This window comes from Nonomuraea sp. NPDC049378 (genome assembly GCF_055586745.1).
Genome location: NZ_JBVJHP010000014.1, coordinates 124,196 through 147,366, shown reverse-complemented (window position 1 = coordinate 147,366; position 23,171 = coordinate 124,196). Strand labels below are relative to the sequence as shown.

The 23,171-nt window shown below is 70.8% G+C and carries 21 protein-coding genes; 12 read left to right on the top strand and 9 right to left on the bottom strand.

Annotated features, from left to right (window positions below):
• Window positions 1-20 precede the first annotated feature (20 nt).
• From ACZ6SA_RS29390 to ACZ6SA_RS29380, 3 genes are read right to left on the bottom strand one after another with little or no spacing between them, the layout of a single operon-like run.
• Entirely contained in the window at window positions 21-1,316 is a 1,296-nt protein-coding gene (locus ACZ6SA_RS29390) for a bifunctional RNase H/acid phosphatase (protein ID WP_347646859.1), read from the bottom strand.
• Window positions 1,313-2,053: a zinc ribbon domain-containing protein gene (locus tag ACZ6SA_RS29385; RefSeq protein WP_443151123.1), complete on the bottom strand. Its 741-nt coding sequence runs from the start codon at window positions 2,051-2,053 to the stop codon at window positions 1,313-1,315. The genes ACZ6SA_RS29390 and ACZ6SA_RS29385 overlap by 4 nt, the downstream gene beginning before the upstream one ends.
• A gap of 2 nt (window positions 2,054-2,055) precedes the next feature.
• Window positions 2,056-2,856: a Nif3-like dinuclear metal center hexameric protein gene (locus ACZ6SA_RS29380; protein WP_465831710.1), complete on the bottom strand. Its 801-nt coding sequence runs from the start codon at window positions 2,854-2,856 to the stop codon at window positions 2,056-2,058.
• 117 nt (window positions 2,857-2,973) lie between these two features.
• On the opposite strand from ACZ6SA_RS29380, the gene ACZ6SA_RS29375 reads away from it, so the two are divergent.
• On the top strand, window positions 2,974-4,428 hold the full coding sequence (locus tag ACZ6SA_RS29375; RefSeq protein WP_465831708.1) for a flavin-containing monooxygenase: 1,455 nt from the start codon (window positions 2,974-2,976) through the stop codon (window positions 4,426-4,428).
• Between the two features lie 80 nt (window positions 4,429-4,508).
• Here ACZ6SA_RS29375 and ACZ6SA_RS29370 read toward each other — a convergent pair whose 3' ends face one another.
• Complete coding sequence (locus ACZ6SA_RS29370; protein WP_465831706.1) at window positions 4,509-5,276, bottom strand: MerR family transcriptional regulator; 768 nt, start codon at window positions 5,274-5,276, stop codon at window positions 4,509-4,511.
• A 187-nt stretch (window positions 5,277-5,463) separates the two neighbouring features.
• Here ACZ6SA_RS29370 and ACZ6SA_RS29365 point away from each other — a divergent pair, with 187 nt between their 5' ends.
• The gene (locus ACZ6SA_RS29365; protein ID WP_465831704.1) at window positions 5,464-6,492 is read left to right on the top strand and encodes a dipeptidase; all 1,029 of its coding nucleotides are present in this window, start codon (window positions 5,464-5,466) and stop codon (window positions 6,490-6,492) included.
• Window positions 6,489-7,550 carry a M20 family metallopeptidase gene (locus ACZ6SA_RS29360; protein ID WP_347646865.1) on the top strand — a complete coding sequence of 354 codons (1,062 nt, stop codon included), beginning with the start codon at window positions 6,489-6,491 and terminating at the stop codon, window positions 7,548-7,550. Before ACZ6SA_RS29365 ends, ACZ6SA_RS29360 begins: the two co-directional genes overlap by 4 nt.
• 21 nt (window positions 7,551-7,571) lie before the next feature.
• On the opposite strand, the gene ACZ6SA_RS29355 is transcribed toward ACZ6SA_RS29360, so the two are convergent.
• Window positions 7,572-8,798, bottom strand: coding sequence for an IS701 family transposase (locus ACZ6SA_RS29355; protein ID WP_465831899.1), 1,227 nt, complete (start codon window positions 8,796-8,798; stop codon window positions 7,572-7,574).
• Between the two features lie 250 nt (window positions 8,799-9,048).
• Between ACZ6SA_RS29355 and ACZ6SA_RS29350 the strand changes: the two genes are divergently transcribed.
• Genes ACZ6SA_RS29350 through ACZ6SA_RS29335 form a run of 4 tightly spaced genes read left to right on the top strand, consistent with a single transcriptional unit; the run spans window position 9,049 to window position 13,496 of the window.
• Window positions 9,049-9,855 carry a GNAT family N-acetyltransferase gene (locus ACZ6SA_RS29350; protein WP_347646866.1) on the top strand — a complete coding sequence of 269 codons (807 nt, stop codon included), beginning with the start codon at window positions 9,049-9,051 and terminating at the stop codon, window positions 9,853-9,855.
• Between the two features lie 34 nt (window positions 9,856-9,889).
• Complete coding sequence (locus ACZ6SA_RS29345; RefSeq protein ID WP_465831701.1) at window positions 9,890-11,323, top strand: Nramp family divalent metal transporter; 1,434 nt, start codon at window positions 9,890-9,892, stop codon at window positions 11,321-11,323.
• Window positions 11,324-11,372: 49 nt separating this feature from the next.
• Window positions 11,373-12,332 (top strand): helix-turn-helix transcriptional regulator, encoded by a 960-nt coding sequence (locus ACZ6SA_RS29340; protein ID WP_465831699.1) that lies wholly within the window; start codon window positions 11,373-11,375, stop codon window positions 12,330-12,332.
• Between the two features lie 45 nt (window positions 12,333-12,377).
• A complete protein-coding gene (locus ACZ6SA_RS29335) occupies window positions 12,378-13,496 on the top strand; it encodes a C45 family autoproteolytic acyltransferase/hydolase (protein WP_465831697.1) in 1,119 nt (372 codons plus the stop codon).
• Here the strand turns inward: ACZ6SA_RS29335 and ACZ6SA_RS29330 are convergent.
• Genes ACZ6SA_RS29330 through ACZ6SA_RS29320 form a run of 3 tightly spaced genes read right to left on the bottom strand, consistent with a single transcriptional unit; the run spans window position 13,457 to window position 17,177 of the window.
• On the bottom strand, window positions 13,457-14,965 hold the full coding sequence (locus ACZ6SA_RS29330; RefSeq protein ID WP_465831695.1) for an AMP-binding protein: 1,509 nt from the start codon (window positions 14,963-14,965) through the stop codon (window positions 13,457-13,459). The two genes, ACZ6SA_RS29335 and ACZ6SA_RS29330, sit on opposite strands and share 40 nt — an antisense overlap.
• Window positions 14,965-15,993 carry an acyl-CoA dehydrogenase family protein gene (locus tag ACZ6SA_RS29325; protein WP_465831693.1) on the bottom strand — a complete coding sequence of 343 codons (1,029 nt, stop codon included), beginning with the start codon at window positions 15,991-15,993 and terminating at the stop codon, window positions 14,965-14,967. The genes ACZ6SA_RS29330 and ACZ6SA_RS29325 overlap by 1 nt, the downstream gene beginning before the upstream one ends.
• Window positions 15,990-17,177, bottom strand: coding sequence for an acyl-CoA dehydrogenase family protein (locus tag ACZ6SA_RS29320; RefSeq protein WP_465831691.1), 1,188 nt, complete (start codon window positions 17,175-17,177; stop codon window positions 15,990-15,992). Before ACZ6SA_RS29320 ends, ACZ6SA_RS29325 begins: the two co-directional genes overlap by 4 nt.
• A gap of 157 nt (window positions 17,178-17,334) precedes the next feature.
• Between ACZ6SA_RS29320 and ACZ6SA_RS29315 the strand changes: the two genes are divergently transcribed.
• From ACZ6SA_RS29315 to ACZ6SA_RS29305, 3 genes are all read left to right on the top strand, one after another.
• Window positions 17,335-18,672: a sensor histidine kinase gene (locus tag ACZ6SA_RS29315; RefSeq protein ID WP_465831689.1), complete on the top strand. Its 1,338-nt coding sequence runs from the start codon at window positions 17,335-17,337 to the stop codon at window positions 18,670-18,672.
• A 146-nt stretch (window positions 18,673-18,818) separates the two neighbouring features.
• Window positions 18,819-19,418, top strand: a complete 600-nt coding sequence (locus ACZ6SA_RS29310; protein ID WP_347646874.1) for a TetR/AcrR family transcriptional regulator — start codon at window positions 18,819-18,821, stop codon at window positions 19,416-19,418.
• 75 nt (window positions 19,419-19,493) lie between these two features.
• Window positions 19,494-20,474, top strand: a complete 981-nt coding sequence (locus ACZ6SA_RS29305; RefSeq protein WP_347646875.1) for an AurF N-oxygenase family protein — start codon at window positions 19,494-19,496, stop codon at window positions 20,472-20,474.
• Here the strand turns inward: ACZ6SA_RS29305 and ACZ6SA_RS29300 are convergent.
• On the bottom strand, window positions 20,471-21,235 hold the full coding sequence (locus tag ACZ6SA_RS29300; RefSeq protein ID WP_465831686.1) for a class I SAM-dependent methyltransferase: 765 nt from the start codon (window positions 21,233-21,235) through the stop codon (window positions 20,471-20,473). The genes ACZ6SA_RS29305 and ACZ6SA_RS29300 overlap by 4 nt on opposite strands.
• Before the next feature lie 49 nt (window positions 21,236-21,284).
• On the opposite strand from ACZ6SA_RS29300, the gene ACZ6SA_RS29295 reads away from it, so the two are divergent.
• Window positions 21,285-22,109: a copper resistance CopC family protein gene (locus ACZ6SA_RS29295; RefSeq protein WP_465831684.1), complete on the top strand. Its 825-nt coding sequence runs from the start codon at window positions 21,285-21,287 to the stop codon at window positions 22,107-22,109.
• A complete protein-coding gene (locus ACZ6SA_RS29290) occupies window positions 22,106-23,146 on the top strand; it encodes a copper resistance D family protein (RefSeq protein WP_347646878.1) in 1,041 nt (346 codons plus the stop codon). The genes ACZ6SA_RS29295 and ACZ6SA_RS29290 overlap by 4 nt, the downstream gene beginning before the upstream one ends.
• Window positions 23,147-23,171: the final 25 nt, after the last annotated feature.

Below are 23,171 nucleotides of genomic sequence, written 5' to 3'. Positions count from 1 at the left end.
TCCGGCCCGGCACACGCTCATCAGCGCAGGTGGGAGATGTCGTTGAACGACTTCACCACGGCGGGCCCGTCCGCGTAGTAGTCGATGAGCGACAGGCAGGCCAGGTCGAGATGCATGCGGTAGAGGGACTCCAGCGGCGCCATGAGGGCGAGTCGCAGGAGCATCTTGATCGGGGTGACGTGCGAGACTGCCAGCACGGTCTTGCCTTCGTACCGTTCGACCAGGCGTTCACCCGCCGCCTGCACGCGGAGCGCGGCCACGGCGAAGCTCTCGCCGCCGGGCGGGGCGACCGTGGGGTCGGCGAGCCAGGCGGCCAGTTCGGCGGGCCAGCGGCGCTGCACCTCGGTGAACGTGTGCCCCTCCCAGACGCCGAAATCGGCTTCCCTGAGGTCTTCGTCCACCTCGACATCGCGGCCGGTGCGCTGGGCGACCACCTCCGCGGTCTGCCTGGCGCGCTTGAGCGGGGAGGTGACGATCACGTCCAGCCGGTACGGCTCGCGCGACAGCCGATCGGCCGCCGCCGACGCCTGGGCCAGGCCGTTGGGTGTGAGCTCGGCGTCGCCGCGACCTGAGAACCTGCGCTCCAGGGACATTTCGGTCTCGCCGTGCCGGAGGAGGAGCAGCGAGGTCGCCACCTTGGTGGACGAGACCCAACCGGCGTTCTTGCCGAGCCGCTGGGCGGTGGCGATGGAGGCAGTGGGGGCCGACATTTCGGAGATGTCGCTGACGTCGAGGAGATCCGTCTGCCTCGCCACCGGCGGCGCCGAGGCCCGAGCCCGCGAGCCCGCCTTCCGGCTCGCGTCGGAGGGATCTCCCGCGTCCGTCAGGTCCGCGCCGTCCGGCTCCCGCCACCCGGAGGACGGCTCCGGTGGGGTGGTGCCGCCCGCCTTCCAGGTCAGGCCCTTGGCTGCGGCGTCCATGGCCTCGTTGGCCAGGCGGTCGGCGTGTTTGTTGCGTTCGCGGGGGATCCAGGTCCACTCCGACACCCGCAGCCGCCTGACCAGCGCCCCCGCCTCAAGGGCCAGCGGGCGCAGCCCTTCGTTCTTGATCTTCCAGCGGCCCGCCATCTGCTCGATGACCAGCTTCGAGTCCATGCGCACGGCCACCGAGGCCCCGTCGCCGGCCAGCTCCAGCACCGCCGTGAGCCCGGCGATCAATCCGCGGTATTCGGCGACGTTGTTGGTGGCGACGCCGATCGCTTCTGCCGCCTCCGCCAGCACCTGGCCGTCGGAGGCGTCCTTGACGACCGCGCCGTAGCCCGCCGGTCCCGGGTTGCCGCGCGAGCCGCCGTCGGCCTCGACGATGTAGGACGTCACAGGCCGGACTCTGGTGTGCGGACGAGGATGCGGCGGCACTCGTCGCAGCGGATCACCTCGTCGTGCGGGGCGGCCTTGATGCTGTTCATCTCGGCGATGGACAGGGCCACCTTGCATCCCTGGCACCGGCCGCCGCGCAGCATGGCCGCGCCCACGGAGTATTGGTCCTTCAGCTTCTCGTAGAGGGCCAGCAGGTCGGCGGGGATCTCGCCGGAGACGGCGGCGCGGCGGCCCTGGACCTCGGCCGCCTCCTTGTCGATCTCACCGAGCGCGCTGTCGCGGCGGCCCTCGGCGGCAGAGAGCTCGGCGGCGACCTCGTCGCGCTGCCTCACCAGGTCGGCGACCTTGGTGTCGGCGGCCTCCTTGCGCTCCATGATCTCCAGCACGATCTCCTCGAGGTCACCCTGGCGCTTCTGCAGCGAGGCGATCTCGGACTGGAGGCCGGCCAGATCGCGCGGCGAGGAGACGGCGCCGGAGTCGAGACGCTTCTGGTCGCGCTCGGCACGCGTGCGCACGGCGTCGACGTCGGCCTCCGCCTTGGTCTGCTCGCGGGTCAGGTCGCCCGCCTCGGTCTCGGCCTCGATCACCTGGGTCGAGAGCCGGGCGTACAGCTTGGAACGCTCGTCGATCTCGGCGAGCTCGGGCAGGGTGCGCCGGCGGTGCGCCAGCCGGTCGATCACGGAGTCGAGCTCTGCCAGGTCGAGCAGTCGCTTCTGGGCCTCAGGGGCTGCTTTCATGATCAATATCCTCTTGTCCAAGCATCGGTGACCGTGGCGGAGACACGTGTTTCAACGGTAACGCCACTCGCGTGCAGGATGGACGCCGCGCTGTCGAGCCAGGGCCACTCGGTAGCCCAGTGCGCGGCGTCGATGAGCGCGGGGCCGCCCGTCTCCATGAACTCGCTGGCCGGATGGTGGCGTAGATCCGCCGTCAGGAACACGTCGACGCCCGCGGCCCTCGCCGCGCCGAGGAGGGAGTCGCCCGCTCCCCCGCTGACCGCCACGCGCTTGACCCGGCGCGACGGATCGCCCGCGACCCGGATCCCCCACGACGTGCGCGGCAGGCCCTTGGCCGCCCTCGCCGCGAAGTCCTCCAGCGTCGTCTCCTCCGCCGTCTCGCCGATGCGGCCCAGCCCGCGCCAGGGGTCGTCGGGGAACGGCTGGAGCGGCACCAGGTCGCCGGCGAGCCCGACGGCTCTGGCCAGAGCGTCGGACACGCCGGGGTTGGCGACGTCGGCGTTGGTGTGCGCGGTGTAGAGGGCGATGTCGTTCTTGATCAGGGTGTGGATCAGGCGGCCCTTCGGCGTGGTCGTGGCCACGCTGGTGGTGCCGCGCAGGTAGAGCGGGTGGTGGGTGACGATCAGGTCGGCCTGCCACTCCAGGGCCTCCTCGGCCACGGCGGCGACGGGATCGACCGCGAGCAGCACCCGCCGCACCGGCTGGGCCGGGTCGCCGCTGACCAGCCCCACCGCGTCCCAGGATTCGGCTCGGGCGGGCGGGTAGGCCGCCTCGAGCACCTCGATCACGTTCGTCAACGTCACAGCAGCCACCTGCGCAGACTACCGGTGACCGGCGGGGTGGCGGCGCACGTGACAAGGGCTGTCGCGGGAACGCAGGCCGGGCGTAATGTAAGTGAATCCTGACCTGCGGAGGACGGCATGGCACCAAGCGTCGCGATCATAGGGGCGGGCTTCGGCGGACTGTGCATGGCCATCCAGCTCGAACGGGCCGGCATCCGCTCCTACACGGTCTTCGAAAAGGCCGCCGGCCTGGGCGGCACCTGGCGGGACAACACCTATCCGGGTGCGGGCTGCGACATCCCCTCGCACCTGTATTCGTACTCGTTCGAGAAGTACGCGAGCTGGACCCGCCGCTACCCCGAACAACCCGAAATCCTCGCCTATTTAGAGCATTGCGCCGATAAATACGACGTCAGGCGAAAAATCCGCTTCAACAGCGAGGTCCGCAGAGCCACCTTCGACGACGCGAGATGGCAGGTCACCACGGCCCTCCCGGAGGGCGGCGAGCACACCGAGGCGTTCGACGTGGTCGTCGTCAGCGTCGGCCAGCTCAACCGCCCGCGCTTGCCCGGCCTTCCCGGCATGGCGGACTTCGAAGGTGTCTCCTTCCACTCCGCCCGCTGGAACCACGACCACGATCTCACCGGCCGGCGGGTCGCGGTCATCGGCAACGGCTCGTCGGCCGCGCAGCTCATCCCGCGCGTGGCCGAGCAGGCCGAGCACCTCGACGTCTTCCAGCGCACCCCCAACTGGGTGATCCCCAAGCCGGACGCCGCGTTCGGCCCGCCTGCCCGGCTGGCCTTCCGCCTGGTCCCGGGCCTGCAGCGGGCCTACCGCGAGTGGATCTACCGCTACGCCGAGGCCACCCTCTACCCGGCGCTCGCCCAGGGCTGGAGCGCCGACCTGCTCAGGAAGCGGGCGCTGCGCCACCTGCGCGACCAGGTGCCCGACCCGGCGCTGCGCGCCAAGCTGACCCCCGCCTACCCTCCCGGCTGCAAGCGGATGATCATCGACAGCTCCTTCTATCCGGCGCTGACCAGGCCGAACGTCGACGTGGTGACGGACACGATCGTCCGGGTCACGCCGAAGGGCGTCGAGACCGCCGAGGGTCTGCGCGAGGCCGACACCATCGTCTACGCCACCGGCTTCGCAAGCACCGAGTTCCTCGCGCCGATGGAGATCAGCGGGCGCGACGGGCGTTCGCTGGAGGAGCAGTGGAAGAACGGCGCAGAAGCGTATCTGGGCATCTCCGTGCCGAACTTCCCGAACATGTTCCTCCTGTACGGCCCCAACACCAATCTCGGGCACAACTCCATCGTCTTCATGCTCGAGTGCCAGGTGGAGCACATCATGGCCTGCCTGGCGCACCTCTCGCTGAACGGCCCGATCGAGGTGCGGCCCGAGGCGATGGCCGCGTGGCGGGGGCGGCTCGACGCGGCGATGGAGCGGATGGTGTGGGGCGGCGGCTGCCAGAGCTGGTACAAAACCGCTGAAGGCCGCGTCACGAACAACTGGCCCGGCCCCACAACGCTCTACCGCAGGCTGACGGCGAGACCCCCGATCCCCGCTTACCGGCCCGCCGGATCGCCCTAGGGCCACGCGCCGTCACCGGCCTGCGCCTGCCCGCCGGCCAGGTGCGGCCCTCCTGCCCCCCGGAAATCGCGATCACACGTTCAGCTCAGCCGGGCGTGCGCGTAGGCGATCATGGCGTCGCGCATGTACTCGGCCAGGCCTTCGGCGACCTGCTCGTAGTTCGTCCGGAACTGCTCCTCCTGCGCCTGCATCCGGGCGAGATGGAGATACTGCGCCTTGGTCGGCGCCCAGGACTCGTTCAGATGCCGGTAGTGGAGGTCGAGCTCGGCGAAGACCTGCGGAGCGTCGACGGGGGCGCCGGCGAGCATGTGCTCGGCCATCCGTATCATCCCCGCGGTCGCCTCCCGCTGCATCTGCTTCAATTCCTGTGGAGTGCGACCGGCCAGCACCTCCTGCTGCCCGCTCCGCTGCCAGTGCTCCTGCCACCGCTCGCGGGCGTCGGCCTCGTAGCGTGCGCTGTCGAAACCCTCGAACAGGTTCTCCGGTCTGCTGATCTTGGACATGGTCGTCTTCCCTTCGTTCTCCTGCAGTTCGGCGATGGTGCGCTCGACCATGCGGGCGACCTCGTTCAGCCGGTCACGCTCCGTCAGCAGCCGCTGGTGGTGCTCCCGCAGCGCTGCGACGGGGTCGGTGTGCCGCTCGACGATCTCCTTGACCTCGGGCAGGCCGAGGCCCAGCTCACGCAGTACCAGGACCTGCTGCAGGCGCAGCAGTTGGCTCTCCTCGTAGTAGCGGTAGCCGTTCGCGCCGACGTGTGCGGGCGGCAGCAGCCCGATCTCGTCGTAGTGGCGCAGCGTCCGGGACGTCACTCCCGACATCCGGGCCACCTGTGCGATCGACCATGCCATGACCGGCCCACCCGTCCTCACCCATCGCCGAGCCGGTGCTTTCCCGGCTCGTTCACCACGGTAGAAGTTGACGTAACGAGAAGGTCAAGAAGCGGGCCTGCGCATGATGGTGACGCACGAACGACGAGCTCGCCGTTCGGACACTGGCACATTGGAGCGGCCCGGCTCGCACGATAGCGTCCGGAATATGACGTCTTCCCTGCACCAGCGCGCTGTCGTGGCCGACACGCACAACGACCTGCTCATGGCCGTCGCGGCCCGCCCGCCCGAGCAGTGGGCGGCCTTCTTCCGCGAGCGGTGGTTGCCGCAGCTGATCGAGGGCGGCGTCAACCTGCAGATCCTGCCGGTCTTCATCGAGGACGACCACCGTCCTGAGGGCGCGCTGCGCCAGACGTTGCGGATGATCGAGTGTGCGCACGTGCTGGCCGAGGGCAACCAACAGCATGTACGGATATGTCGTGACGCTGCCGAGATCGACCGGGCGCTCGACGACGGCACGATCGCCCTCGTGCTCGCGCTGGAGAGCATGCCCGGCCTCGACGCCGACGTCGAGCTGATCTCGACCATGCACCGCCTGGGCGTGCGGGTGGCCTCGATCGCGCACTTCGGCCGCACGCCCCTGGCCGACGGCAGCGGCGAGGACGCCACCGGCAGCGGGCTGACCTCCCACGGCGTCGCCGCCCTGCGCGAGATGGAGCGGCTCGGCATGGTCTTCGACGTCTCCCATCTCGGGGCCTCCGGCGTCGCGCACGTGCTGGAGCTGGCCACCAAGCCCCTGCTCGCCACCCATTCCTCCGCCCGCGCCCTGCGCGACCACCACCGCAACCTCACCGACGACCAGCTCCGCGCCGTGGCCGCCACCGGCGGCGTGATCTGCGTCAACTTCTTCGCGCCCTTCCTGGCGGAACGCCCCGGGGACATGACGCTCGACCGCCTGCTCGACCACGTCGAGCACATCGCGGCGGTCGCCGGCGTCGACCACGTCGGCCTCGGCCCCGACTTCATCCACGAGGTCATGTCCGACCTGACGCGGCCGTGCTGCGAGGGCCTCAACTACCGCGGCGTCGACCCCAAGTCCGCGATCCCCGGTCTGGAGGGGCCGTCGGGGCTGCCCATGGTCACCGAGGGCCTGCTCGCCCGCGGCCTGCCGGAGAAGGACGTCACGAAGATCATCGGTGGCAACGTGCACCGGTTCCTCGGGGAGCTGCTGGCATGATCGCGGACCTCGAGGAGCTCGTCCTGTGCGAGTCGTTCTCCAGCGACCTGGCCGCCGTCGCCCGCAGCGCCGAGGTCGTGGCCGCCATGGGGACCCGCCACCTCGGCGCCGAGCCGGAGTTCCTGGTCATCGACGGCGTCACACACCTGCGCTGGACGTTCGGCACCCCCAAGGTGCTGCTCCTTGGCCACCACGACACCGTCTGGCCGATCGGCTCGCTCGCCACCCACCCGTGGTCGGTGGTGGACGGCGTGGCACGCGGGCCCGGGGTGTTCGACATGAAGGCGGGGCTGGTGCAGACGTTCCACGCGCTGGCCGGGCTCGGCTCGCTCGACGGCGTCACGCTGCTGGTCACCGGGGACGAGGAGGTCGGCTCGCTCACCTCGTCCCGGCTGATCGAGGAGACCGCGCGCGGCCTGGCCGCCACCTTCGTCATGGAAGCCAGCGCCGACGGAGGGGCGCTGAAGACCGCCCGCAAGGGCACCTCGCTCTACACCGTGCACGTGCACGGCAGGGCGGCGCACGCCGGGCTGGAGCCGGAGAAGGGGGCGAACGCCGGAATCGAGCTCGCCCACCAGATCCTGGCCGTCGCCGGTATGGGCGCGGGCGCCACCACGGTCACGCCGACGGTGCTGTCGGGCGGCACGTCACTCAACACCGTCCCGGCGCAGGCCTCCGTCGGGGTGGACGTACGGGTGGCCGAGGTCGCCGAGCAGGAGCGGGTCGACGCCGCCGTACGCGCGCTCGCGCCGGCCGTGCCCGGCACCCGCCTGGAGATCCTCGGCGGGCCCAACCGGCCACCTCTCGAGAGCGCGATGTCGGCCTCGCTCTACGCGCTGGCCCAGAAGCTGGCGGCGGACCTCGGGGTGGGCCCGCTGAGCTCGGCGTCGGTGGGCGGCGCCTCCGACGGCAACTTCACGGCGGGTGTGGGCTGTCCCACGCTCGACGGGCTGGGCGCGGTGGGCGGCGGGGCGCACGCCGACCACGAGCACGTCGCCGTCGCCGAGATGCCCCGGCGTGCCGCGCTGCTGCGGGCGCTGATCGAGGCGGTCCGCTAGTACTCCAGTGACACTTTGCGATCATGGTATGGATCTGCGCTGGTAGTGGCAGTGTCGGGCTGTTGCTTGGTGGCGGCGGCGCCAGTCTGACCAGCGCAGAACGTGCGTGGTTGAGGGGCGCCGGGTCAGGACGAGTGAGGCCAGGAGCCGGCGGATCTCGGGCATGGTGAGCGGGATGCGGTCGTCGGTGGTGGGTGGCTGGACGGCAGCGATGGCGGCCAGCAGGGCCAGGGCGAGCATGGCCAGAGTGATGTGCCGGTGCCAGGGCGTCCAGCCGCGTACTTGGTAGTGGTCCAGGCCGACCTGTCCCTTGGCGGCTTGGAAGGACTCCTCCACCGCCCACCGGATACCCGCGATCTTGACCAGGGCCATGAGCGGCTGCCGGTCGGGGGCGTAGCAGCGGTAGAACGCCAGTTCACCGGTGGTCAGGTTGCGTCGGATCAGCAGCCACCGGTAACCGTCGGCCTGGCCTTCGTCGATGCGGGCCCAGGCCCAGGCATACCAGCGCGGTCCCTTGGCTCCCTGACCTGCGCGATAGCGGTGCCAGTGCCGATCGGCCACCCGCACCGCGACCTCAGCCGCGCTCAGAACAACGCCTTGCAGTTCGACGCGCCGGTTACCGGCGATGGCCAGCACATAGCCCGTCCGGCGCGCTTCCAGTGCGGCACGAAGACGCGGGTCCTGGCCGTAGACCTCATCACCTGTCGCCCAGGCCGCCTGCACGCCGGCCTCCAGCGCGGCCACAAGCATCGCCGTGGCCAGGGCGGGCTTGGTGGCGAAGGCGCTCTCGTCCGGGACACCGGCGGCCTGGCAGCGGCCGGGGTCGGCCAGCCAGGTGTGCTCGGGCAGGTAGAGCCTTCGGTCTAGCAGCGCCCGCCCGGCCGGGGTGGCATAGGCCAGAAACACCCCGACCTGGCAATTCTCGATCCGGCCCGCTGTCCCGCTGTATTGCCGCTGCACCCCGGCCGAGCGAACGCCTTTCTTGACGAACCCTGTCTCATCCACGATCAGCACACCGCCGGGGCCGAGCCGGTCGACGGCGAAAGCACGCACGTCATCGCGTACGGCGTCGGCGTCCCAGCGGGCGGTGCGCAGCAGCCGCTGCAGCCTCTGCGGGCCGATCAGCGCGGCATGTTCGGCCAAGTTCCAGCAGTTCTTGCGGTCGATGTCGGCCAACAGCCCGCGCACGTAAGCCCCAGCAGCGTGACGCGGTTCGACCCGGCCGAACCGAGAGGCGATCCGGGCCATCAGCTCGTTGAAGATGACCATCCAGCCATCAGGGTCTACGCTGTGGCTCGCGGCCACCGCACGATCTTTTGTAGTCCTCACAAACTCTGAATGATCACGCGGTGGCCGTCGCCATGTGACCCCAACGCCTCAAGATCGCGAAGTGTCACTGGAGTACTAGCCCGCGGCCCCGCCAGCAACTCGACGCCTCGGCGCCCGGCGATGGACCCCGGCTTGCCGCGGCGCGGGGGCGTCGTGGCTGAATGGGGAGGTGACCGGACACGGCGAGGCGAGGACCGGCGTGGTGATCAGAGAGCTGCGCGAGGTCCCGGAGTTCGAGCAGGTCTACGCGCTCTTCGAGGGCATCTGGCACCCCGGGCCGCGTAACGTGCCCATGCCCGTGGAGCTGATGATCGGCTTCGCGCACACCGGCAACTACGTGGCCGGGGCGTTCGAGGGAGAGCGGCTGGTGGGCGCCTCCGTGGGGTTCCGCGGCGGTGGGCGGTCGCTGCACTCGCACGTGACCGGCGCCGCCGTGCCGGGTCGGGGCATCGGCTACGCGCTCAAGACCCATCAGCGGGAATGGTGCAGGAGGAACGGTCTCGACACGATCACCTGGACGTTCGATCCGCTCGTACGGCGAAATGCGCGCTTCAACCTGCTAAAGCTAGGTGCGCTGCCTGAAAAATATTTGCCTGACTTTTACGGGGAAATGGCCGACGCCATCAACGAGGGGGACGCCTCCGACCGTGTGCTGGCCGTCTGGCGCATACGAGAATCCGTCACCGCCTCCCCCGTACCCGGTCTCGCGAACCTCCCCGTGTTGCTGGAGGCGGGCGATGACGGGTGGCCCGTCGTCAGGAAGGCCGAGGGCGACGTCGTTCTGGTGGGCACACCACCCGACATCGAACGGTTGCGACGGGAGGATCCGGCGGCGGCACGGACCTGGCGGGCGGCCATGCGCGAGGTGCTCGGCGGGCTGATGGAGGCAGGCGGGCATGTCGTGACATTGACGAATCATGGAAAGTATGTGGTGACTGTTCGTCGGCTATTCCACCGGGGTTTCGCCGCTCTGTAATGTGGCACGTAAGCACGCCGAAAAGGAGATCCGCATGACGGAATTCACCCCCACCGTTCCTGCGCGAGTCCTACCACCCGTCACCGTCCGCGACCTGCCCGAGCCTCCCCGAGCGACCTGGCGTTTCATCGGCCCGGGACTGGTCGGCGCCGGAGTCGGGCTGGCATCGGGCGAGTTCATCCTCTGGCCGTACATCGCCTCCCAGGTCGGGCTCGTCTTCATCTGGGGAGCGGCCATCGGGATCATCACGCAGTGGTTCCTGAACATGGAGATCGAGCGCTACACCCTGGCCACCGGCGAGACCGCGCTGACCGGATTCAGCCGGATGTGGAAACACTGGGGCCTGGTGTTCGTGCTGATGACGCTCGCCTCGAACCTCTGGCCGGGCTGGGTCACCACGTCCGCGACCATGGTGACCTATCTGACCGGAGCCGGCGAGGGGTCCGTACGCTGGATCGCCATCGGCATGCTGCTCCTGATCGCCTTCGGGCTGACGCTGGCCCCGGTGATCTACATCGCGCTCGAACGGGTGATCTTCGTGAAGGTCGCCCTGGTGGCGATCCTGATCGGGGTGGCGATCGTGGTCGCGATCACCGCCGACAGCTGGCTGCAGCTGGGCAAGGGCCTGACCGTCGGCGCCCAGTTCCCGGTGCCCCCGCTCGACTTCGCCGTCCTGATGGGCGCCATCGCCTACGCCGGCGCCGGCGGCGGCCAGAACCTGTGCCAGAGCAACTGGATCCGCGACAAGGGCTTCGGCATGGGCCTCTACGTGCCCCGCCTGGTCAGCCCGGTCACCGGGCAGGAGGAGGCGGCCGCGTCGACGGGCTTCCAGTTCGCGCCCACCAAGGAGAACCTCGCGCGGTGGCAGCGGTGGTGGCGGTTCGCCAACCTCGAGCAGGCGTGGACGTTCGGCCTGGTGACGTTCGTGACGATCGCGCTCATGTCGATGCTGGCCTACTCCACCGTCTTCGGGCGGCCGGGCCTGGAGAACAGCATCGAGTTCCTGCGCGTCGAGGGTCAGGTGCTGCAGGAGACCGTGGGCACCTGGTTCGGCGTGCTGTTCTGGGTGATCGGGGCGCTGGCCCTGTTCGCGGCGGCGATGGGAATCGTCGACTACACCTCGCGGCTGGCGTCCGACACGCTCAAGACCGTCTACCTGAAAAAGTCGTCCATCTCGGAGAACAAGGTCTACTTCATCACCGTCTGGGCGATCGCGCTGATCGGCACCGTCATCCTGCTGCTGGGCTTCGACCAGCCGCTCATTCTGCTGGTGTTCTCGGCCTGCTTCGCCGCCGTGATGATGTTCGTCTACTCCATCCTGCTGATCGTGCTCAACCGGCGGGCGCTGCCCGACGCCATCAAGGTCCGCTCCTACCGGCTGGGGGCGCTGATCTGGTCGGTCGCCTTCTTCGGGACGCTGACCGTGCTGGTCGTCATCCAGCAGGCGCAGAAGATCTTCGGCGGTTAGGGAGCCATCGCGGAAGCGCGCCTTCCGCGATGGCGGGCACACTGGGCGCATGCTGGAAACCTCGGCGCGGCTGCTCAGGCTCCTGTCCCTGCTCCAGGCGCACAAGGAGTGGTCGGGCCCCGAGTTGTCCGCCAGGCTCGGGGTCTCGACCAGAACGATCCGCAACGACATCGAGCGCCTGCGCACGCTCGGCTACCCGGTGCACGCCCGGCCCGGGGTGGCCGGCGGCTACCGGCTGGGCGCGGGGGCCGCGCTGCCGCCGCTGCTGCTCGACGACGACGAGGCCGTGGCCGTCGCGGTGGGGCTCGGCAGGGCGGCCGGCGGCGGCGTGGAGGGCATCGAGGAGAGCTCGGTGCGCGCCCTCGCCAAGCTGGAGCAGGTGCTGCCGTCCCGGCTGCGCCGCCGGGTCGGCACCCTCAACGCCTACACCGTGCAGATTCCCGGCGTCACGCGGGCGATGGTCTCCCCCGAGGTGCTCACCACGATCGCCGGCGCGGCCCGCGACCACGAGCGGCTGCGTTTCGACTACACCGGGCACGACGGCTCCTCCAGCGTGCGCGACGTGGAGCCGCACCGCCTGGTGCACCGGCGGGGTCGCTGGTATCTCGTGGCCTACGACGTCGAGCGGCAGGACTGGCGTACGTTCCGGGTCGACCGGATGCGCCCGCGCACGCCAGGCGGGCCCCGGTTCACCCCGCGCGAGATGCCGGAGGGCGGCGACGTGGCGGCGTACGTGGAGAAGGGCGTCAGCACGGCCATGGCGCGCTTCCGCGCGACGGTGCTGCTGCACGCGCCCGCCGGGCAGATCGAGGCCATGCGGCTTGGCGTGGAAGTCGAGCCGGTCGGCGAGACGACCTGCAGGATCGAGTTGCGCGGCGACGACCCGCAGGGGATGGCGGCGTGGATCGGGTTCCTCGGGGTGGACTTCGAGGTGCTCGACCCGCCCGAGCTGGCCGAGCAGGTGCTGCGGTTGTCCGAGCGCTACGGGCGCGCCGTCAGCGGTCGGTAAGGTCGCGGTCAGCGGGCCGTCAGAAGGCGCGGCGAGGCTGCCGTCATGAAGAACTTGACGCAGGTCGCGGGCGGCGCCGGCGACTTCCAGCTGGTCCGCCACCTCACCCTCGCAGGAAGCCAGTTCGAGATCGGCAGAGCCCTCACCGAGGAGGCCCGCAGGCTCGGCTGGTCCCCCACGCCGGCCTCGCCGGAGGTCAACCGGGCCCGCAGGATCTGGTTCGAGCGGCACTGGCCGCAGCACAACGCCCGCATGGACGGCGCCGCGGCCGCCCTCGGCCTCGACCCCGACCAGGACGAGCTGGCCCTCGACGGCCTCGACGTGGTCCCCGCGGGCTCCGGCTGCTCGGCCCTGTGGGTACCGCCGCAGGCATCCACCGACGGTCACGGCCGGGTGGGCCGCAACTACGACTTCTTCCGCCTCACCACCAGCGAGGTCATGGGCTCGGCGCCGGAGCCCGGCGAGCTGCCCATGGCCTCGCGCCCCTACGTGATCACCACGATCCCCGACGAAGGGCTGTCCTCGACCGTCATCACCATGTCGGACCTCGACGGCTGCATGGACGCCATCAATTCGGCGGGGCTCGCGGTCATGCTGCTGATCGCCGACTTCGAGAGCGCCGAGCCGCCGGAGCACGTCTCGCCGCAGGTCGGGGTGGGCAGCGTGCAGCTGCCCCGGTTCCTGGTCGACACCTGCGAGAACGCCGACCAGGCCAAGCAGGCGCTGCTGCTGGCCAAGCAGTACGACCACGGCACGCCCCTGCACTACCTGGTGGCCGACGCCCACGGGCAGGCGTTCGTGTGGGAGCGGGGCCTGGACGGCAGGGAGCACATCATCGAGTTCGGTGACGGGCCGCTCTGCGTCACCAACCACCTGCTGCACCGCAACCCCGACCCGATGAACCTGCCCGGCGACACCGAGGCCAGCTTCGGCACGTACGAGCGGCTGCGCACGTTGTACGAGCGCAGCAAGGGCGTCACCCTGTCACCGCAGGATCTGCGCGACAGCCTGCGGGCGGTCCGGCCGGCCGAGGATCCGGCCGTGCCGTTCCGCACGTTGTGGAGCACCGTCTTCGACACCGCGGACCGGACGTTGTCGACCCGCTTCTACCTGGGCGACGGCCGCTATTCGGAGGAGCTGGTGTTCCCCGCCGCGGCGAGATAGGCCTCGCGCACCTTCGACCGCGACAACTTCCCCGTGGGAGTGCGCGGCAGCTCGGAACGGTATTCGATCACCTTCGGATGCTTGAACCTGGCGATGCGCGGCCCGCAGTGCGCCAGCAGCTCGGCGGTGAGCCCGGAGCCGGGCGTGGCCCCGTCGGACGGCTGGACCAGGGCCACCACGCTGTGACCCCACTCCTCGTCGGGCACCCCGATGACGGCCACGTCGGCCACCGCCGGATGGTCGAGCAGGGCGGCCTCGATCTCGGCGGGGTAGATGTTCACCCCGCCGGAGACGATCAGGTCGGTACGCCGGTCGCACAGGAACAGGTAGCCGTCGTCGTCCATGAACCCGATGTCGCCCGGCGCGTACCACTCCCCCAGCATGCTGGCGGCCGTCTTCGCCGGGTCCTTGCGGTATTCGAAGGAGCCCATGGCGGACTTGACGTAGACCAGGCCCGGCTCGCCCGGCGGCAGCTCCACGCCCTTGTCGTCGAAGATCTTGGCTTCGAACGTGGGCGCGGGCCGGCCCACGGTGCCCGGCCTGGCCAGCCAGTCGTGCGGTTTGACGGAGAAGGCGATCGTGGACTCCGTGGAGCCGTAGTACTCGTAGAGCACCGGCCCCCACCAGTCCATGATCTGCTGCTTGACCGTGACGGGGCAGGCGGCGGCGGTGTGGATGACCTGGCGCAGGCTCGACAGGTCATAGCGGCCCCTGACCTCCTCGGGCAGGCGCAGCATGCGGTGGAACATGGTCGGCACCATCATCGCGTTGGAGACCCGGTGCCGGTCGATGAGCTCGAGGATGACCTCGGGGTCGAACTTGGGCGCGATCACCAGGGTGTGCCCGAGGTGCAGCGCGAACTGCGTGTGCGCGCACGGCGCGGAGTGGTACATCGGCGAGGTCACGAGATGGGTCTCCGCGCCCGGCCGGAGGTCGACGACCTCGCCGAGGAACCACACGTACAGCGGCACGATGGCCTCCGGCTCGGCGCCGGGCAGCGGCCGCTGCACGCCCTTGGGGACGCCGGTGGTGCCGGACGTGTACCACATCACAGCCCCGGCGGTCCGCTCAGCGGGCGCGCCGGCCGGCTGCCCTTCGGCCAGTCCCGCCGCGCCGATCTCCCCGCCGGGCACGGCGTGCGCGGGCCCGGTGACGACCACCTTGGCGTCGCAGTCGGCCAGGATGTACGCCACCTCGGACGCGGTCAGATGCCAGTTGATCGGCACGTAGTAGAGCCCGATCTGCCAGGTGGCCATGACCATGACGACCTGGTCGATCCCGTTGGGCAGCACGCCCGCGACCACGTCGCCGGCGCGCAGGCCGCGGGCCCGCAGCCCGTGGGACACCTGGTTGACCAGGGCGAGCAGCTCGCCGTACGACGTGCGGGCGCCGTCGGCGTCGATCAGCGCCAGGCGGCCGGGGTCGGCGGCGGCGATGGTGTAGAAGCCGGGCATCGTGCTGACGTCCATCACAACTCCAGCAGTGCGGCGAGGCGGGCACGGTGGATGCGCGGGGGCCCCATCAGCACTTCGTCCGCCTTGGCCCGCTTGTAGAACAGGTGGGCGTCGTGCTCCCAGGTGTAGCCGATGCCGCCGTGCAGCAGCAGGTGGTCGCGGGCCACCTCGAAGCAGGCGCGGCCGACGTACGCCTGGGCGAGGGCGGCGGCCTCCGGCAGCTCGTCCGGCGACCCGTCGGCCGCCCAGGCGGCGTAGCGGACGATGGACTCGGCCTGTTCGAGCTTGGCGTGCATGTCGGCGAGCTTGTGCTTGACCCCTTGGTAGGAGCCGATGTAGCGGCCGAAGGCGACGCGGACCTTGGCGTAGGCGACGATGTTGTCCAGCGCGGCCCGCATCACGCCCAGCTGCTCGGCCGCCAGCGCCACGCACAGCAGGTCGCCGACGTCCTGGCGCGGCCCCAGCACCCGCGCGGGCGCGCCGTCCAGCTCCACGCGGGCCTGGCCGCGGGTGGGGTCGAGCGTGTCCAGCGGGGTCCTGGTCACGCCGGGCCCCGCCAGGTCGACGGCGACGAGGACCACGCCGTCCCCGCCCTGCGCGGGCGCCACCAGCACGCCGGCCTCCATGCCGCTGATCACCTGCGCCAGCGTGCCGCGCACCGCCGAACCGTCGTAGGCCAGGACGGCCTCGCCGGCCGGCTCTGCGAGCGCCGCCAGGACGCGGCCTTCGGCGATGCCGGTCAGCAGCTCCTTGTCGGGCACCCGCGCCAGCGCGACGGTGGTGAAGGCCGTGGCCAGGAACGGCCCCGGCAGCAGGGCCGCGCCCGTCTCCTCCAGCACGACGGCCAGCTCGGTCATGCCGGCGCCCGCGCCGCCGTACTCCTCGGGGACGATCAGCCCGGACAGGCCGAGCTCGCCGTTGAGCCGGGCGTACACCTGCGGGTCGTAACCCTCGCGGACCTTGGGCAGCGGGGACGCGGCGCGCAGGAAGGCGCGTACGGCCTCGCGCAGCTGCTGTTGCTCCTCGCTGAGTACGAGTTTCACGCCTGGGTCCCCACCTTCAGATCCTTGAACGGCACGGTCTTGTCCACGCGGGGCTCGGGCGGCAGGCCGAGCACGCGCTCGCCGACGATGTTGCGCATGATCTCGTTCGTGCCGCCGCCCAGCGCCATGCCCGGGGCCATCGAGATCGCCTGCGCCAGCGGGTGGCCGGCCAGCGCGGCCTCGGGGCCGACCAGCTGCGTGGCGAGGTCGGCCTGGAACATCGTCAGCTCGGCGAGCAGCAGCTTGGCCGCGCTGCCCCGCGCCCCGGGGAAGATGCCGGCCCTGGTCTCCTGGGCCAGCCGCTGGTTGAACAGCGCCAGCGCGCGGGTGCGGATGTGCAGCTCGACGAGCTGGTCGCGGACCAGCGGGTCACCGGTGTCGACGGACCGGCGCAGCGCCTCGACCGAGGCGGGGTGGTCGCGCCGGCCACCCATGCCGACGCCCGCCGAGATCGACAGCCGCTCGTGCAGCAGCGTCGTGACGGCCACGCTCCAGCCGTCGTTGACCTCGCCCACGCGGTGCTCGTCGGGGATGGTCACGTCGTCGAAGAAGATCTCGTTGAAGTTGGCCCTGCCCGACATGTCCTTCAGCGGCCTGACCGTCACGCCCGGGTGGTGCATGTCGACCACGAACATGGTCAGGCCCTGGTGCTTGGGCACGTCGACGTCGGTGCGGGCCAGCAGCAGGCCCCAGTCGGCGTGGTGGGCGACCGAGGTCCAGACCTTCTGCCCGTTGACGATCCACTGGTCACCGCGGGCTCCGTCGCGCACCGCCCTGGTCTGCAGGCTGGCCACGTCGCTGCCGGCGCCGGGCTCGGAGAAGAGCTGGCACCAGATCTCCTCGCCGCGCAGCAGGGGCCGGACGAAGCGCTCGCGCTGCGCGTCGGTGCCCCGGTCGACCAGGGTCGGGCCGGTCATGCCGAGGCCGATCGAGAAGACGTAGGTGGGCAGGGCGTAGTCGCGCGCCTCCTCGGCGAACGCGCGCTCCTCCGCCTGGGTCAGCCCCTGGCCGCCCCACCGGCGCGGCCACGTGATGCCGGAGTAGCCGGCGTCGTGAAGCCTGGCCATGAAGTCCTTGGCCCGGGTGACCGCGTCCGTTTCCTGAGAGTCGTCCTGCGCGTCGTTGTGGGGGGCGTTCTCCTGCAGCCACGCCCTGGCGGCACGCCGGTAGTCAGCGAGGTTCACATCGACTCCTTGGCATCAGTGTTCACTTACTCTAGCCAGGGCGCCGGAGCCCGTACAGAGCATTGCTCTGTACGGGCTCAACTCGAATCAACGGCGGAATCTCCGTAAATTAGAGTAAGAGGCACTTGGTGTGATCACCTGACTACGGGGGGAAGGTGTGATCGCACGGCTGGGCCGTTCCATACGCGCGCGGCTGGCATTGTTCGCCAGTGTCGCCATGGCCCTGCTCTGCCTGACGACGAGTTCCGCGCTGCTGTGGATGGTCTACAACACGACCGTCGACATCCACACCCAGGACGCGGCCGGCACCACCCTGACGGTGGCCCACCTGGTCAGGGAATCCGAGCTGGCGCTCCTGGCACATCTCGACGTGCGAGGCGTCCAGGTCGTCGACCCGCACGGGCAGGTGGTGTCCGCCACGGCCGATCTGGCGGGCGGGCCGCGGCTCACCACCGCGGCACCTCCGCCGGGCACCATGAACCGCGTCGTCCACGCCTGCGACCTGCCGTACCTCTCCGGCGGCTGCCACATCGTGGCGATCTACCGCGTGTACCAGCCGGACGGCGACTGGCTCGTCTACGCCTTCCGCCCCCGTCCGCCCTGGTACGCCTCGCCCGGCGCGATCGCCTTCCTCGTCCTCGCTTCCGGGGCACTGGTCGTGCTGACCTGGTACGGCGTCTCGCACGTGGTGGCCAAGACGCTCGCACCCGTCAACCGCATCACGGGCAAGCTGGCCGAGATCACCGCCGGCGGCGGGGGGATGCGCGTTCCCGTGCCCGAGAACGCCGACGAGATCCGGGCGCTCGCGGAGACCGCGAACCGCACGCTCGCGCGGCTGGAGGACGCGATGGAGCAGCAGCGCAGGTTCGCCTCCGACGCCTCGCACGATCTGCGCAGCCCGATCACGGCGATGCGCGCCGAGGTCGAGGAGGCCCTGCTCGCCCCCGGCGAGTCCGACTGGCAGGAGGTCGGCGGCAAGCTGCTCACCAGCCTCGACCGGCTGCAGAACATCGTCACCGACCTGCTCACGCTGGCCAAGCTCGACGCGGGCGCCCCCGCCCGGCTCGGACCGGTCGACCTGAGCGAACTGGTCACGGCCGAGGTCGCCAGGCCGCGCACGAAGGACGTCCGGGTCTCGGTGCAACCCGGCGTGGTCGTGACGGGCGACCGGCTGAGGCTGGCCCGCCTGCTGACCAACCTCCTGGACAACGCCGAGCGCCACGCGGAGCGTGCGGTCGCCGTGATCGTGCGCCGCGACGGCGAGGCCGTGCTGGAGGTGCTCGATGACGGGGCGGGCATCGCGCCCGAGCACCGCGAGATGGTCTTCAGGCGCTTCACCCGGCTGGACGCCTCGCGCAGCCGCGACGCGGGCGGGACGGGGCTCGGCCTGCCGATCGCCCGCGAGATCGCGCGCACGCACGGCGGCACGCTGAGGATCGAGGATTCCCACGCCGGTGCCCGATTCGTCCTACGGATGCCGGTAAGGGAGGAGTAAAGGTGGGTAGTAATGGTTTTCGACCCCCTGCCTAGAACGCCCGGAGATCCACCAGTACCATGATCACCGCGAGATGACAGAACAGACGGCGCGCGCCCAGTTTGTCCAATAAAAACCCTTATAGCGAGAAATTAGAGTTACCTGCTGTGGCATCTGGTTTCAGCCGATTACGGCGCGAGGATCTTCTGAAGACGGCCTGCGAGGTGATCGCCGAACAGGGGTTCGGGCATACCAGGACCATCGACATCGCCAGGGCCGCCGGCGTCAGCCAGGCGCTGCTCTTCTACCACTTCGAGACCAAGGACCAGCTGTTCGCCCAGGCCTTCACCTACGTGGCCCGCCTGCACCTCGACGCGCTGAACGACATCGGGCGATCCCCCGGCACGCCGCTCGAACGACTGCGCACCCTCCTGCGGCTCTGCTCCCCCGCGGTCCCCACCGAGGGCTGGAGGTTGTGGATCGACGCGTGGTCCGAGGCGATGCGCAGCTCCCAGCTGGAGGACATCTCGCGCCGCATCGACGCCCAGGGCCGGCTCCTCCTCCGCGAGATCATCGAGGCCGGCGTGGCATCCGGCGAGTTCACGTGCGCCGACCCCGAAGGGGCGACGTGGCGGATCCTGGCGCTGGTCGACGGGCTCGCGGTCCAGATGCACGTGCACCCCAGGGCCCTGTCGCGGCGCCGGGCCGGCACGCTCATCCGCACGGCCGCCGCCAACGAGATCGGAGTCGCCCCGGAAAAGCTGTGACGAAACCTGCGGTCCTGACCTTCCCGCGCTATTGGATGCTTCGTACAATAACGGGCGAGGAGAGGAGCGCACGCGATGACACAGGCACCGAGCTCTACCGCCGCCAGGGAACGCGACGAGCAGGTCGCGAACAGGAAGGCCTACGAAGCGGTCATCGAACGCCTCTCGAAGGCGTCGGTCGACAAGCACTGGGAGCCCTATCGAGACATTCCCTGGGACGACCCCGAGTTCCAGGTGGACCCGGCCGACCCGCGCTGGGAGCTGCCCACGGTCGACAAGCTGGGCGGCCACCCGTGGTACCGCGGCCTGCCCCCGGAGACGCGGGCGGCGATCGGGCTGTGGCGGGTGGCCACCGCCATGAAGATCGGCCTGCAGTTCGAGAACCTGCTCAAGCGCGGGCTGCTCAACTACGCCTACCGGCTGCCGAACGGCGCCCCCGAGTTCCGGTACGTCTACCACGAGACCATCGAAGAGGGACATCACGGGATGATGTTCCAGGAGTTCGTGAACCGTACAAAGCTGCCCGTGCGTGGCATGCCCGGCCCGCTCTCGGCGATCGCGCAGGCGGCGCCCCTGATCCCGCTGATCTCGACCGAGCTGTTCTTCGTGTTCGTGCTGGGCGGCGAGGACCCGATCGACCACGTGCAGCGCAAGGTGCTCAAGGACGACAGGGCGCACCATCCGCTCGAAGAGACGATCATGCGGATCCACATCGCGGAAGAGGCCAGGCACATCTCCTTCGCCCGCCACTACCTGCGCAACCGGGTGCCGCGGATGCCGGCGCACCGGCGGCTCCTGCTCGGCATCGCCTCCCCGATCATCCTCGGCGTGATGGCCCGCATCATGCTGGCGCCCCCCGGAGCGCTCATCAGGCACTTCAAGATCCCCCTCAGCGTCGTGTCGGAGATCTACCTGCGCAACCCGGCGGCCAGGCAGGAGATCCGCGACTCCATCGGCAAGACGCGGGAGCTGTGCGCCGAGATCGGCCTGGTCAACCCGCTGACCCGGCGGATCTGGCGGCTCATGGGCATCTGGGCGGAGCCAGGGCGCGCCTAGGCGGGCGGCCGCCTGGCGACCAGGACCTCGGTCACCGTCACCTGCTCCCACGTGCCCCGCGGGTTGTGCGCGAGCAGGGCGCGCCTGGCCGACCGGGTGAAGGACTCCACCCGGTCGCCGAGCCTGGCGGAAGAGGTGTAGGAGTAGGACAGCTGCAGGCCGATCACCGCCTCCAGGTCGTACACCTGGCGGTGTTCGTACGCGGTCGCGTCGAGGTCGCTGAACGGCGAGGCGGCGAGCACGTCGTCGTGGTGCTCCCCCGTGGCCTGGTAGGAGTTGGTGGCCGTGAAGGTGTTGACGCCGAACTCGTCGCGCACCCGCCGCATGGCCGGCTCCCACGGCAGCTCCTCACTCGCGCGGGACGGTCCGACGAGCGCCACGACGCCGTGCGGAGGCAGCAGCCCGTCCAGTTCCAGCAGCACCGCGCGGCGGTCCATCCAGTGGAACGACCTGCCCATGACGACATGGTCGAACCCGGGCAACTCCCGCAACCGCGTCGAATCACCGCTCAACCAGCGGATGTTGCCCGCCCCCGCCGCCAGCCGGCGGCCCTCCGCCAGCATCTCCGCGTCGGGATCGACGGCCAGGACCCCCCGCACGCGCCGCGCGAGGGGGATCGCCACCGTGCCGGGACCGCAGCCGAGGTCCAGCACCGTGCAGTCGTCACCGAACGTCATAGCCAGGTGCTCGATGGCCGGCTCACCGTGACCGGCCCGGTATCTGGCGTAGTAGGGAGCCGCGCCGCCGAACAGGTCCGCCATGGATGGGACCATATACAGGTTCGAGACGCGACGATGGAAGGTTTCCCCTGTGAGGCGGCTACTCACGGTCCTGCTGCTCGCCTTCGCGGCGGCCGGGATCGCCCTCTCCCCAGCCGAGGCGCACAACGTGCTGATCGGCAGCGACCCCGAGGACGGAGCCACGCTGACGTCCTCCCCCGCGCGGGTGACCCTGGTGTTCGACCAGCCGGTACGCCAGGGATACGCGCAGGTGGGCGTCACCGGGGCCGACGGGTCAGCCTGGGCCGACGGGGCCGCCGAGATCGCCGCCGAACGGGTGTCGGTCAAGGTCAAGCCGCTGGCGGCGGGCGGCTCGTACGTCGTGGGCTACCGCATCCTGTCGGCCGACGGGCACCCGGTCACCGGGAAGATCGGCTTCAGCCTGGCCGCGGACGCCACCGCCGACCAGGGCACGAACGCCGACCCCGCCGAAGCCCCGGCCGACCCCGATGCCGCCGAAGCCGCGGCCGACCCCGATGCCGCCGAGGCCGCGGCCGACCCCGATGCCGCCGAGGCCGCGGCCGACCCCGATGCCGCCGAGGCCGCGGCCAACGGCGGGGCCGGGATGGCCGTGGTGTGGATCGTGGGGGCGCTGCTGCTCCTCGCCCTGGGCACCGCCGTGGCCCTCCGCCGCGCGAAACCCGCTGAGGAAACCGCCCTGACCAGCCCGCCCGCCACCGCCACGCCCGGCACCCCAACCGATCCCGCACCCGCCACCGGCACCACGCCCGACCCCTCGCCCGGCGCCACGCCCGACCCCACCACGGACCCCGCGCCCGGCGCCACCACGGGTCCCGCGGCGGGTCCCGCGGGCGGCGGGGTGGCGGGTTCCGCGGCCGAGGAGACGAAGGCGTGACCGTCACCGCTCCCCCTGCTCCCCCTCTCTCCGGGCGACGCGTCGGCGGACGGCTCGTCGCCGGCGCGTTCCCCGTGTGCGCCGTCGTCGCCGCCGTGGCCGCCAGCTCGTTCGCCGAGCAGGAGGCCGTGCCCGGCATCCCCATGCCGGGGCCGCTGGTGTCGGTCGGGCTGCCCGTCGTGCGGGCCCTGCTCGACGTGTCCGCCGTCGCCCTGGTGGGGCTCAGCCTGGTGGCCAAGCTGCTCGGGTTCGACCGGCCCGAGTACACCGAGCCGGTGATGGTCCGCGTCCGGCCCCTTGCGGTGATCGCGGCCTGGGCGTGGGCGATCTGCGCGCTGCTCACGATCGTGTTCCAGGCGGCCGAGCTCAACCCAGGGGCCGTGCCGACGTTCGGGATGATCGCGGACTATGTCGGGACCGTCGGCACGGGCCAGGGGCTGCTGTTCAGCGCGGCGTGCGCGCTGGCGGCGGCCGGCATCGGGCTGATGGCGGTGCGGTTCGGCGAGAAGGTGCCGGCGGAGCTGCGCGTGATCGTCGCGCTCTTCGGGCTGCTCCCCATCCCGGTCACCGGGCACGCGGTCAACTCCGTCTGGCACGACCCGATCATGATCTCGATGGAGATCCACGTGATGGGGGCGGCGGCGTGGGCGGGCGGGCTGCTGGTGACCGCGATCTTCGTCGCACCCCACCCGGGCCTGCTGGCCATGGCGCTGCCCAAGTTCTCCAGGATCGCCTCGGTGTGCCTCCTCACGGTGGCGCTGTCCGGGCTGATCACAGGGCTCGGCACGATGGCGCTCACTCCCGGGGTGACACTGCCCGACGCGCTCCTGACCAGCGACTACGGGCTCCTGGTCGTGGCCAAGGCGACGCTGGTGACCCTGCTGTTGCCGCTGGCGGCGCACATCCGCTTCCGCCTGCTGCCCGCCGTCCGCAAGGGCCGGGCCACCGCCCTCGTGGGATGGGCGGCGGCCGAGGTCGGCGTGATGGGGCTGGCGTACGGCGTGGCGGTGGCGATCACCCGCGCCTCGATCGTCTGACGGCCGCGCCGAGGCGCCCCCGGGC